The sequence below is a fragment of the Legionella yabuuchiae genome, assembly GCF_900640115.1.
Lineage (GTDB): Bacteria > Pseudomonadota > Gammaproteobacteria > Legionellales > Legionellaceae > Legionella_A > Legionella_A yabuuchiae.
In genome coordinates, this window is record NZ_CAAAIW010000003.1 from 63027 (window position 1) to 75489 (window position 12463).

The window sequence follows — 12463 nt, forward strand, 5'->3', positions numbered from 1 at the left end:
AAGACAAGGATCCGATATGTTTTTACATCTATTTAAGAAATATTGGAATGTTAGCCTGCTGAAAACCTCCCCCGAGGAAACCCCTTTTTCAAAAGTACTTCTAGGAGTATGGGCAATTGCTTTTTATCTTGTAGTTGCCTCGCAATGGGGGCTTATTCAAACCGACATCGAACTTAGTCTTTTAAAAATAATGTTGGCTGATTTCGTGTTACTGGCTGCCTATTCATTGTATACGTACCTCTTGTTAGTCGCCTTTAAGCTTAAAGAGCGATTTGTTCAGACATTAACCTGCTTAATCGCAACTCATACAATCGTGCATGTATTTGCTTATCCTTTACTCGCAGTCACTCCTCTGTTAACAGAGACCACTTCACCACCTTTTTGGGTATTTTTACTAAGTCTCTTATATTTGCTATTCACTATTATGTTGACAGCATGGCAATTAATGATCACGGTCTTTATTTATAAGAAGGCACTGAATATTGATACGTTACCAGGTATACTCGCTACCATTGGGTTGTTTGCGGCGAATATCTTACTGGTATCGTTTGTTCGGTAGTTGGACGTCAGGATGCTAAGTATACCTCTGATCGTTCAAAATGTGTGTTTTTAGGCGCCTTTATTTTTGTGCGGTCGAATTTTAAAAGCGAGTAATAGCTCATTCCCTTGCGAGTTTTTAAAATGCGGTAGGGCAAAAAAAAGAGTATAAATCACGCATTTTGAACGATCATGGGTATATAACTAGGGCTTATACCTAACACCTGATCCCAAAGTGAATTAAATCTGAGAAGAAATCATGCATTTACATGTTTTAGGCATTGGTGGCACCTTCATGAGTGCTTTAGCAATACTTGCTCGTGAAGCAGGACATAAAGTGACAGGAAGTGATGCCAATTGTTATCCGCCGGTCAGTGATTTATTAACTGCAAAGGGGATTCAATGGACTGAAGGGTATGAAGACAGCACGTTGGCTTTAAAAGCAGATTGCGTCATTGTGGGAAATGCGATACGTCGAGGCATGTCGGTTATTGAAGCTGTCTTGAACGCAAGAAAAAAATATTATTCTGGGCCAGAGTGGTTGGCTGAACATATTTTATCGAAATACCGCGTCATGGCGGTGGCAGGTACCCATGGCAAAACGACAACAACCTCCATGCTGGCCTATATATTACATCATGCCGGCTGTAATCCTGGCTTTCTAATCGGTGGTGTTGCACCAAATTTTGAGACGAGCGCCTGTCTTGGTAAAGGGCCGTGGTTTGTAATTGAAGCCGATGAATACGATAGCGCATTTTTTGATAAGCGTCCTAAATTTATGCATTATCGGCCTGAATTAGCGATTCTAAATAATTTAGAATATGATCATGCCGACATTTATCCAGATCTCGCGGCAATTCAACAACAATTTCATTATTTTTTAAGGACTATTCCTGGCAAAGGAATCGCGCTAAAGCCGCGTGATGAACAAGCATTAAATGAAGTTGAAGCTAAAGGGGTTTTTTGCCACATAGAGACGATGGCATTGCAGGGTGATGCGACTTGGCGCGCTGAGCTTTTAGATGACAGCGGGCAACGCTTTCGAGTTTGGCATCATGGCAAGTCCATTGCTGAAGTCAGTTGGCCGTTGATTGGACACTTCAACGTAGAAAATGGTTTGGCAGCGATTGCTGCGAGTGTGAATGCCGGGGTTAATCCGTCAGAAGCTGCTGATGCGCTAAGTGAATATAAGCCGCCAAAGCGTCGACTAGAGATTAAAGCCAATCGACATAATATTACCGTATACGATGATTTTGCGCATCATCCAACCGCGATTGGCAAAACGATTCATGCTGTAAAAAGCAGCAATCGTCATCAACGCATCTTGGTCGCTCTGGAATTTGCTTCTTACAGTATGAGAACTGGAGTTCATGCGCATGAAATGGCGTCAGCATTACAGAACGTTGATGGGGTGTACGTGCTAAACCCTAAAGAATTTAACTTAGAGTCACTCACCAAAGATTGGATGTTTCCCTACAAGCTCCTACCTGATACCAACGCCATGGTGAATGCCATCAGCCAAGAACTAACCCCAGGTGATGCAGTACTGGTCATGAGCAATCGCGGTTTTGATGGAATTCATCAAAAAATTATAACGCGTATTGAGCAGCGGTTTGGTTAAAGACTATCCAAGGACCCTGCTCATTGCCTGATGATTCTCTAAAACTTGTCTATTTTCTCCATGGTCTGAAGATTTTCCTAAACCCGTCTAGATTCCCAGGATTGTCCGGGGAATCTAGAACACCAAATAAAAACAAATTCTTATCCATTTTTAATCTGTAACGCATCATCTTTATAATCAACAGCAATACGTTCACCTGGTTTAAACTGGCCTGTTAAAATCGATTGCGCTAAAGGGTTTTCCAATTGTTGTTGGATAACTCGTTTTAAGGGGCGAGCGCCATAGACTGGATCAAACCCCGCTTCAGCAAGATAGGCAAGCGCTTTGGGTTTTACTTCTAATGCGATGTTTTGTTCTGCCAAGCGTTGTTTTAAGTGATCAATCTGAATGGTGGCGATATCCGCGATTTGTTCTTTCGTTAGTGCATGAAACACGACGCTATCGTCAATGCGATTAATGAACTCTGGTCTGAAATGCTGGCGAACTTGCTCCATGACGGCTTCTTTGATTTCTTTGTAATCAAGTTTTTGACCCATATCCTGAATCAAATGAGAGCCAATATTAGAAGTCATAACAATAACGGTATTGCGAAAATCAACGGTTCTGCCTTGACCGTCAGTTAACCGTCCATCATCCAGCACTTGTAAAAGAATATTAAAGACATCGCTATGCGCTTTTTCAATTTCATCCAAAAGAATCACTGAATACGGCCTTCTTCTAACCGCTTCGGTTAAATAGCCACCTTCTTCATAGCCCACATAACCTGGAGGCGCTCCAATTAACCGAGCCACGGAATGCTTTTCCATAAACTCCGACATATCAATACGAACCATCGCATCGACGGTGTCAAAGAGAAAAGCAGCCAACGCTTTGCACAGTTCTGTCTTACCAACACCGGTAGGGCCTAAAAAAAGAAACGAACCAATCGGGCGATTCGGATCAGAAAGTCCTGCACGAGAACGTCTTATAGCATTCGACACCGACTCCACGGCTTCATCCTGCCCGATTACGCGTTTGTGTAACGCTTCTTCCATATGCAGCAGCTTTTCACGTTCTCCTTCAAGCATCTTGGATACCGGGATCCCAGTCCATTTTGAAACGACTTCGGCCACTTCTTCTTCAGTAACTTTATTGCGAACCAATTTCGTTTCTTTGGGTTCATGGTCAGTGACTTCTTTTAATTGTTTTTCAAGTTCTGGAATGCGCCCATATTGTAATTCGGACATGCGAGTAAGATCGCCGGCGCGTTTGGCGGTTTCAAGTTCAATTTTTGCTTGTTCTAACGCTTCTTTGATGTGCGTGGCGCCTTGTAAGGCTGCTTTTTCGGCTTTCCAGATTTCTTCTTGATCAGAATATTGCTTTTCGAGTTCCTGGATGGATTCCTCTAAATCCTCCAAACGCTTTTTGGAGGCTTCATCGGTTTCTTTTTTAAGCGCTTCTCGTTCAATCTTTAATTGAATTAAACGACGATCTAATTTATCAAGGCTTTCAGGTTTAGAGTCAATTTCCATGCGAATTTGACTGCCTGCTTCATCGATTAAGTCAATTGCTTTATCCGGTAATTGGCGATCCGTAATATATCGCTGCGATAAGGTGGCTGCCGCAACAATGGCGGGATCTGTAATTTCGACACCATGATGTACTTCATAACGCTCTTTTAAGCCGCGAAGTATGGCAATCGTGTCTTCTACAGAGGGCTCTTCAACCAGCACTTTTTGGAATCTCCGTTCTAAGGCGGCATCCTTCTCAACGTATTGTCGATATTCATCTAACGTTGTCGCCCCAATGCAATGAAGTTCGCCACGCGCCAAAGCGGGTTTTAACATGTTGCCTGCATCCATCGCGCCTTCAGCTTTTCCTGCGCCCACCATGGTATGCAATTCGTCAATAAACAAAATGATCTGGCCTTCTTGCTTAGATAAATCATTTAAGACGCCCTTTAAACGTTCTTCAAATTCACCACGAAATTTTGCACCAGCAATCAATGCTCCCATATCTAAGGATAATAAACGTTTATTTTTTAATCCCTCAGGCACCTCTCCGTTGATAATTCGCTGTGCAAGGCCTTCAACAATGGCGGTTTTACCCACGCCAGGCTCGCCAATTAGAACGGGGTTATTTTTAGTGCGGCGTTGTAGTACTTGGATGGTGCGTCGAATTTCATCATCGCGCCCAATCACCGGATCAAGTTTACCTTGCTCAGCCCGTTCGGTTAAATCGATGGTGTATTTTTCTAAGGCTTGTCGTTGTTCTTCAGCATTGGGATCGGTAACTGTTTCTCCACCACGAATGTCTTCAATCGCTGTTTCAATCGAGACTCTATTGGCGCCGGCTTGTTTTAAATACTTGGCCAAATTGCCATCTTCTTCCATTGCAGCAAGTATAAATAATTCACTGGAGATAAAATTATCTTTTCTTTTTTGAGAAAGTTTATCGGTTAAATTTAACAGCCGATTTAAGCCATTAGAAATATGAACTTCGCCACCAGTCCCTTCAACTTTAGGTAATTGATCAAGCGCTTGATCAACGGAGGTTCTTAATTGCGAAAGGTTAACCCCTGCTTTGGATAATATGGGTCTAACACTGCCTCCTTCTTGATCCAGAAGGGCCTTCATCAAATGTTCCGGTTCAATAAAGCCGTTATCTCGCCCCAGTGCTAGGGATTGAGCGTCGGCTAAAGCCAGTTGAAATTTCGAAGTCAGTTTATCCATTCGCATAATGTTGGCCCTTATTGTTATGTCAAGTCTAACGGCTTAAAGTGTATCTCTCGAAAATCCCCTTCAAAGGAGAGGCTCAGGAAATGTCGTTCTGTGATCAATACAAACGATGCACTTTGGATTATAGGACGTTTTGTAATTCCGCCCTTACTAACGTAAAATGGAGTTAATTTTTATAAAATCAAGACTAAACCATGACAAAAGATGACCCATCAATCAATACATCGGATTCTCAAGCGCTTTTAAACAAAGTGGTGCTTGAATACATGCGTGATCAACGTAGAAAACGTATTTGGCGTTGGATTTTGCGCGGCGCAATTTTTTTATTATTTATATGGTTTATCTATCAAGCGGTTTCAGCCCGTGGCGAATCACTCATGGAGCGCATGGAACCTCATGTCGGATTGATTGATTTAAAAGGAACGATTTTTGAAAATGAGCTCGCTAATAGTGATAATTTTGTCAAAGGGTTAGAAAAAGCCTATGACAACAAAAGCATGAAAGCTTTAATTATTCGCATTGATAGTCCAGGAGGGAGTCCTGTTCAAGCTGATTATATGTATAACGCGCTTCAATATTATCGTGAAAAATACCCAGAAATTAAAACCTATTCGGTGTGTGTGGACGCTTGTGCCTCAGCAGCATATTACGTAGCGGTTGGTGCCGATGAGATTTATGCGAATCCTTCAAGCTTAGTGGGGTCCATTGGCGTTTTATACAACGGATTTGGATTTGTAGATGCCATGCAAAAGCTTGGGGTTTCCCGTAGGCTTTATACCTCTGGAAAATATAAGGGGTTTATGGATCAGTTTTCGCCGGTTCAGCCAAATTCAGAAGAATTTCTTAAAAAAATGCTAGATATTATTCACCAGCAATTTATTGAAGTGGTTAAACAAGGACGAGGCGATCGTTTGGTCATTGATGATCAAACGTTTTCTGGGTTGTTCTGGACGGGAGTTCAGGCAAAAGAACGGGGTTTAGTCGATGGATTTGCGAGTAGTGGCCAATTGGCGCGCGACGTTATTAAAATTGATAAAGTGGTTGATTACACCTACGAAGAATCGGTGTTAGAGCGCGTGGCTAAAAATATAGGCACTGCAATGGCTAACCAGCTCCCTCAGAGTATGGGAATGAAACCCGGGCTACAATAAGACGTAGTAGGCTGCGCGAAGATTTCTCTCAAAGAAACTCACTGCAGTTGCCGCCATGATTGGCGACCGTAGCGGTCAAGCCCTGGGTTTTCGCCTACTTTTTGAATGGTTCCACTGGTTCCGGACAAATATTTGTACTCAACATCGCCAGCGCTCAGAATAGAGGGCGTTGCGATTAGGCCAACCTGGGATTGAACGCCACTAGGAGATACCTGTAGTGTTTGGCCACCATCGCTGTAAGTTACGGAATCGCCAGTCGTAAACTTACCATCTCCATCTAAATCAAATACGTTGTAATTTAATCGAGTTCCGGTAAAGGCATCCAATTCCATTAACCAGCCTTCACCACCAAAGTCACAGGGATCACTAGTTGGAATCAGGGTTGAGAAAATAATTTTATTGCTGGCAAACAACATATTTGAAACAATACGCTCACCCTCTGGATTATTATTGACAATTAAATCCATATACCAACCACGATCATTATTGGCCAGTAAGTTGTTGCTGGTAACCCGTACACCATCCTGTTGTTGTAAAATGGTTTGTTGCCTAAGTTCGGCGCGTCCGGAAATCACCGTCGTGCTGGCGTCACGCAAGGCATAGATGCTTTGCACGCTAAGATCAGTTTTATCACTATTTTCTAAATATTTACCGGTTCCAATGTAGACTTGAATTCCTGAGGGATTATTTACTAGATTAGATACCGTTGGTTTTATTGTAATAGGTTGGCGATTGCCTGAGCTATCTTTTGCCACGAATAAAGGCAACGGTGTCGAGCCAGATTTAAAGCTGAAATCCCATTGACTGACATTGGTAGAAGAAATATCAATTTTCCAAACATTGCCAAACAAATCGCCAGCATAAATACGATCAGCAATACTATTGCCATCCATATCGATCACAGCTGGAGAAGCCATGCCATTTGGACGGCTTAATCCTAATGGATCGGCACTCATGCCTACACCCGTATCAAATTTCTTAATCAGCGCGCCAGTATCAATATTCACAATGTAAATGACGGCGTTGCCGGTGGTGCTCACATGACCATCGACTTCGGTATTGTTATAACCGTTGCCAAATATGGCAGCCCATTCGCCGTTAGCTAAGCGTACTATGGAGGGTTGACTATAGGTATAACCCAAGTCAACATCATTTAAATCAGTAAATTCCCATTTCACAATACTCGCGGCCACACTTTCACTAAATGAAGCAGGATTGGTGACATCAAGCGCATAAATCGCCTGACCACCACCATTTAATCCAGCGGCTAAGATGGTTCGCCATTGATTGTTAATGAACACATCAATAACCGTAGGAGAGCCGTCGACATAATAATGATGCGAATAATCTTGTGAAGTTAATAGGGGTAAATTGGAATAGACTTTAGACGGGACATAAGCCAGTAACTCCGATCCTGTGGTCGCATTAAAAGCATGCAGCATACCATCATTGGCGCCAACATATAAAACAGGTTGGCGGTTTAAATTGGCTTGGCGGAAGGTATCATAAGGAGAGTTATTTTCAGGGGATGTTCCAGGCCAAATCGAGGGGTATTGCTGTTCTGGTATCCCAATCACCACCGGTGCTGAGTTAATGATATCTCCTAGTAATGTCGAGCGATCTCGAAACGTACCCCCATTTTGAACTTCCTGGGCTTGATTGCCGCGAAGGAACTCTAGTCGGTCACTGCCTAAAGCATCATTTAAACCGGACACGGGATTTATATTTAGCAAGGTCGTTTGAGTTGTATCAATTTCACTGCTGCTTGGTGAGGCGGGATTGGTTGGCCATCGGAAGGGCACTCCGACGCCTGTGGAAGGCTTATAAGTAATGATTTTTCGACCTGTGTCATAATTTTGGGTGTTAAGCTTTTCCGCGGCATCCCACTCTGAACCTCCAGGACCAGTTCCTGTTAACAATATATCCCCAGTCGTTTGATCAATGGCGTACGCAAGCAATTGTCCGCTCCAATCTTTAGTGCGAAAGATGGCTTGATAAATTTTAGTGCCAGTGGATAAGAATCCACTGCTTAAAGCCGCTGATGAAAAGGATCCCGTTTGGTCAATTATCATGTTAAACGCTTTAGCTAATTGCTCTTGTAGGGTTGTGGCGTTGGTCACCAAAAAATAGTTATCGGGAGAACCCGTTCCTGTGGTATCAAACTCAGAGGTTAAATCAGGAATATTATTGTTATTTTTATCGGTAAATCCTCCCCATTTTGCTGAATAAAATAGCGGAGAATTGAATAGCGTGGCTATCGTTCCGGTACTATTAGGTGTAAACGTTCGAGAAGTGGTGATTGGCAAAGCAGTACCATCTTGCCAACCTTGACCAGGTAGTTGCCCAGGTGGGGTATCTAGAAAATAATCAATATCACTCGTTTCGGACGTATCACTGTCTCGAACTTCTAAATAAACGCCATCTTCGGTGGTACCAGAAATTACATACCCCATATGTTGAGTAATAGAACCCGCGCTATAAATAGTCTCTAACTGAACCGTCAATGTATTATTTGAATTAACCGTCACGGTATACTTCACAATGGCATCCATATCAAAGTCAGCCCCTTGCTGCACGTCTTCAAAGTTAACGCGAAACACACCGCCGGTACTGCTTAAGGATTCAATATAAAAATCAACGATATTGTTGGTGGGTTGATATTGTCCTTGGGTGGCATTAATGCTAAATCCCTTGACGGACTTACCGAACGGAATAATAGAAATTTGCTTTCCACCCACATTAAATGTAATTTCCGGAGAGGGTGAGGAAAGACCAACCATTAACGATTTAATGGTTTGAGTTCCTTGTGCGCTGCTGACATCATTCGTCCAGCCATAATATGCAACGCTTGCGGGGTAATAGCTTCCCTCAGAGTTTGCATCATGAGGAGCTAACCCGCGAATATTGCCGAAACTAGTCACGGTTTTAGGCGTTGGTGCGCCATCGCTATTGTTTCCGGAAGCTCCAATAAACGCCAATAGACTTGAAAATCCTTCGCCAGTAAAAATTTCTTGTCCTAACGTTGCGGCGGATAAAGTAGGACTTAAATCACCAGAAAAGCTATTAAAGTAACTTCCTGGCACTTGATCGCTATCATAAGTAGGATAGATATCGCTTATTACAAGCATATTCGCTTTAGAGCAACGAGGATAGAGACTATAAGGGTTTTGCCAGGCAGGTTTGGGGAGATTTAGCGAAGCATCTGTGCCACTGGAGTAATCAAAAGAGCTCGTTGGGGTTGCTTTCCCCGCAAAATATCTCGTGGCCTCATACATCATTTCCGCTAAGGGGTTCCCCCACATTTGACACTCGCCATTATTAATATTTCTCGTCGTTATCCATCCGCAAGTGTAGGTATAATCGGTTTGAAATCCAGTGACAGTTAAACGATCAATCGTGGCGATAATCCCGCTCACGTTGGTAAATTGTCCTGTAGCCAGATCAATTTCATCGGTAATGGAAGAAATATTTTTACGAACCACACCTCCTTGCAAATTATTGGTGTAAGTTCCAGTCAGTAACCCAAAATACATGGACTCATTTTCACCAAAGGTTTGAAGTAATCCAACCGGTTTATAATTGCCTGACGCATAAGGTTGGCAATTGGATTCAAGACCAACAGCAGAGTCACATACTTTTACTCGAACCACATAATCTGTAATGTTTGAAAGAGTAGGACCAGTGCTGCCATTTAAAGCACGACTGTCAGCGACTGGTCGCTCGATACTGACCCACTCCCAAATACGATAAGGTTGATTTAAAGACACACGAAGTAATGGCAGCCCCGTGCCATTTCGCAATGTTGTGTTGGCAAATAAATGATAACTACCGGAGGAGGGCGTGGTTAACGGGGTATAATCACTAATATTGTACCCATCAACGGATAAGCTTTGATATTCCTTACCCCAACTATGGCCATCTTGTGGGATATACGTGCGCTGTAGAATGGTATCGGTTGAGCTATCGACGGAGCGATAGCCACCATACAGAACTTTTCGCAACGCATCCAAGCGAGCCGTGGTGAGATAGTTTAAAAAATTACCACTCCAGTTTCCTGAGCAAGTTTTAGTGGCGGTTACTGAAACCGGATAAAAATACTGATTGCCGCTATCATAGGCATAACATTTATAACTATCGAAATAACCAAAGTAATCAATGCTGGGTTTGAAACGAATATCTACTACGCCATCACCATCCATATCGGTTGCATCGTTGTACGCTTCAAAATACAACTTATGATCGCGACTCACCACCAGCATCGTTAGTGGAGGGACGCTATCGGTCAAGAACAGTGGCGTCTGGGATAAATCAAGTGGTGCCGCATAGACCGAGCTTTGAATGAGCGCAATACTTAGACCCAATGAGAGAAGATAACGGTTCACTAGAATCTCCTCCCTAACGTGGTTTGCAATATCGTGACGGACTCGTCAGAAGAGCCTGTTCCCCGAGAGGTAATCTGGTAATAAAATACACCGGTACTTTTAATGGATGAGTCACCTATGACCAGAGAGTCTGGAATAAACTCTAGAAATTCAATGATGTATTTGGGTGAAGAATTAATATGTTCCAAATCAGTATTATAGGTTGCGGCATTAGAGTTCCACCAACTGCTGGTTTGAGCTGTGATATCCGTATTCTGTAATATCGTCTGTACGCAGGGGAAAGAAGAACAGGTGGTTACGACAGGAGGTTGGGTGGTGAGGCCTAATAACCATTCCTCTCCTGCCATTAATGCCGATTCAGCAGCACTAAAGGATAACTCCTTATCCTGTAAATTCGATGACATTTTTTCCTGCATCTGCGTCACGTGCATCGCGCTTATCCCAAGTAATGAAACCACAAATAAGAGGATTAGGGTTACCGCAAGCGTTGCTCCTTGTTGCAAGGTTGTTACTTTTAAACTCTTGATCATGATGGCAACCCCCGATTTCTTAACGTAATCAATGTTTGCCATTCGCGACGTAATTTGCGATCGGTGGAGGAATAGGTGGTGTCATTAAATTGATAAGCTTGGGTTTGATTAGAGACGTTTTCAGTGGTCGCGAATAAGAGATTAATTCGAAGCGAAATCACCTTGTCCCAATTGTTACTAGTGTTAACTTCGGTGGCCGTTTGAAACGTATCGGCAGCGTAGTCATCATTGGTATCCACGCCATAGATGACCTTCATGCGTTCAATTCCTTCAACAAGCTCAATTTCATTGCCATCTAAATCTTGACGAACGAGGGCGTAAATAGGTTCATTATTTGAATTTGTTCGGCCGGTATCCTTGACATAAAATGCAAAATACACAAAGCGCATTATGTGAGCCCCTGCTTTATAAGCGGCAGAAAGGTCATTGGTGGTGTTATTACTCGTGGTATGTGTAATCGCGGTTGCATTAGTGTTGCTCCCTGCAATAAATATGTCGCCTGTATTACAGCTACTGATCATTATTACTTCTCCGGCAACGATTCCTAATCGGTCATAGACAAGTATCGGATTATTTTTTCGAACCATATCTGCTCGCAACTGAACGTTCGTACGAGAGGCTCTTCGAACTTCAATCACATCGCTGTTTGCGATGGCTTTACCACTTAGATTGCTTGGAAGTGCGGGACTAAACGAGGCGCTTAAGCCATCATAGCCATAAACTGGTGTGTCAAAAACTAACGCTGGTGAGGGATTTGTGACAATATTAGTCATATCAACTAGGTGGCTATTCGGACATCCTTGATACCCAGCCATACGAATTTCTTTATTTAAAAAGTGAATTGCATAGCGAGCGTTTTCCTGTAATCGGGCGAGACTGTCTTGGACTTTAAATGTGGTTTTATTGGTTAGATAAACCGCCCCAGCCGTTGCAAGTAATACCCCCCCTAAGGTTATGCTTATCATAAATTCAACAATAGAAAATCCTTTGTGTAAGAGGCTCATAATTGCACCTCCACGGTTAGACAAGTTAAGTCTACCTGCGGGTTTGCACCACAGCCAAGGCCGGTTGCCCCAGTACGATTATTGTCCCAATGTACCGTAATGGTATGCGTACTGCCATTATTTGTGACCGTACCTTGTCCTGAGGGCAGCAATTCGGAGTTATAACTGTTCCATATATGTGCATCGCGCTGAGCGATTTGAGAGCTTGAGCAATTAGAACAGGCCGGATCTGGGGGAATACCAGAAATAGCGTTGTAATGACCAGCCTCAACCCCAGCATAATTCGCGCGCATGCTGTCGATCATGTTGTTGACTTGTGCGATGGCAATGGATCGCAAATGAGCAGAATGATTATAGCGAATCATATTCAGCTGCATAGCGGCGATACCAAGCAAGCCGATGGCAAGTACCACGACGCTAATCAACACTTCCAACAAACTGAAAGCGGCTTGGTTATGAATACTCTTAATTATACGCATCTATAAAATCCACTACTTATTAATAAAGATAGTGCATTTTTC

General features: G+C 42.9%; 8 protein-coding genes. 3 read left to right on the plus strand and 5 right to left on the minus strand.

Going from position 1 to position 12463, the window contains the following annotated elements; all coding sequences use genetic code 11:
• Positions 1-16: 16 nt before the first annotated feature.
• Both E1O47_RS01775 and mpl read left to right on the plus strand, forming a co-directional pair.
• Entirely contained in the window at positions 17-559 is a 543-nt protein-coding gene (locus tag E1O47_RS01775; protein ID WP_133129552.1) for a hypothetical protein, read from the plus strand.
• Positions 560-796: 237 nt separating this feature from the next.
• The gene (mpl, locus tag E1O47_RS01780) at positions 797-2158 is read left to right on the plus strand and encodes a UDP-N-acetylmuramate:L-alanyl-gamma-D-glutamyl-meso-diaminopimelate ligase (protein WP_133129553.1); all 1362 of its coding nucleotides are present in this window, start codon (positions 797-799) and stop codon (positions 2156-2158) included.
• 140 nt (positions 2159-2298) lie between these two features.
• On the opposite strand, the gene clpB is transcribed toward mpl, so the two are convergent.
• The gene (gene clpB, locus E1O47_RS01785; RefSeq protein ID WP_133129554.1) at positions 2299-4875 is read right to left on the minus strand and encodes an ATP-dependent chaperone ClpB; all 2577 of its coding nucleotides are present in this window, start codon (positions 4873-4875) and stop codon (positions 2299-2301) included.
• 194 nt (positions 4876-5069) lie between these two features.
• Here clpB and E1O47_RS01790 point away from each other — a divergent pair, with 194 nt between their 5' ends.
• Positions 5070-6026 carry a S49 family peptidase gene (locus E1O47_RS01790; RefSeq protein WP_133129555.1) on the plus strand — a complete coding sequence of 319 codons (957 nt, stop codon included), beginning with the start codon at positions 5070-5072 and terminating at the stop codon, positions 6024-6026.
• Positions 6027-6064: 38 nt separating this feature from the next.
• Here E1O47_RS01790 and E1O47_RS01795 read toward each other — a convergent pair whose 3' ends face one another.
• The 4 genes from E1O47_RS01795 to pilV are packed head-to-tail and all read right to left on the minus strand — an operon-like array spanning position 6065 to position 12421.
• Positions 6065-10408, minus strand: a complete 4344-nt coding sequence (locus E1O47_RS01795; RefSeq protein WP_133129556.1) for a pilus assembly protein — start codon at positions 10406-10408, stop codon at positions 6065-6067.
• A complete protein-coding gene (locus tag E1O47_RS01800) occupies positions 10408-10938 on the minus strand; it encodes a pilus assembly PilX family protein (RefSeq protein ID WP_165475019.1) in 531 nt (176 codons plus the stop codon). The genes E1O47_RS01795 and E1O47_RS01800 overlap by 1 nt, the downstream gene beginning before the upstream one ends.
• On the minus strand, positions 10935-11942 hold the full coding sequence (locus tag E1O47_RS01805) for a PilW family protein (protein ID WP_133129558.1): 1008 nt from the start codon (positions 11940-11942) through the stop codon (positions 10935-10937). Before E1O47_RS01805 ends, E1O47_RS01800 begins: the two co-directional genes overlap by 4 nt.
• Complete coding sequence (gene pilV / locus E1O47_RS01810; protein WP_133129559.1) at positions 11939-12421, minus strand: type IV pilus modification protein PilV; 483 nt, start codon at positions 12419-12421, stop codon at positions 11939-11941. The genes E1O47_RS01805 and pilV overlap by 4 nt, the downstream gene beginning before the upstream one ends.
• Between the last annotated feature and the right edge of the window lie 42 nt (positions 12422-12463).

What these genes read in the sequence shown, in the direction of transcription:
- clpB (WP_133129554.1), bottom strand. Translation starts at nt 4,875, where the DNA reads ATGCGAATGGATAAACTGACTTCGAAATTTCAACTGGCTTTAGCCGAC.
- E1O47_RS01790 (WP_133129555.1), top strand. Translation starts at nt 5,070, where the DNA reads ATGACAAAAGATGACCCATCAATCAATACATCGGATTCTCAAGCGCTT.
- E1O47_RS01805 (WP_133129558.1), bottom strand. Translation starts at nt 11,942, where the DNA reads ATGAGCCTCTTACACAAAGGATTTTCTATTGTTGAATTTATGATAAGC.
- mpl (WP_133129553.1), top strand. Translation starts at nt 797, where the DNA reads ATGCATTTACATGTTTTAGGCATTGGTGGCACCTTCATGAGTGCTTTA.
- pilV (WP_133129559.1), bottom strand. Translation starts at nt 12,421, where the DNA reads ATGCGTATAATTAAGAGTATTCATAACCAAGCCGCTTTCAGTTTGTTG.
- E1O47_RS01800 (WP_165475019.1), bottom strand. Translation starts at nt 10,938, where the DNA reads ATGATCAAGAGTTTAAAAGTAACAACCTTGCAACAAGGAGCAACGCTT.
- E1O47_RS01775 (WP_133129552.1), top strand. Translation starts at nt 17, where the DNA reads ATGTTTTTACATCTATTTAAGAAATATTGGAATGTTAGCCTGCTGAAA.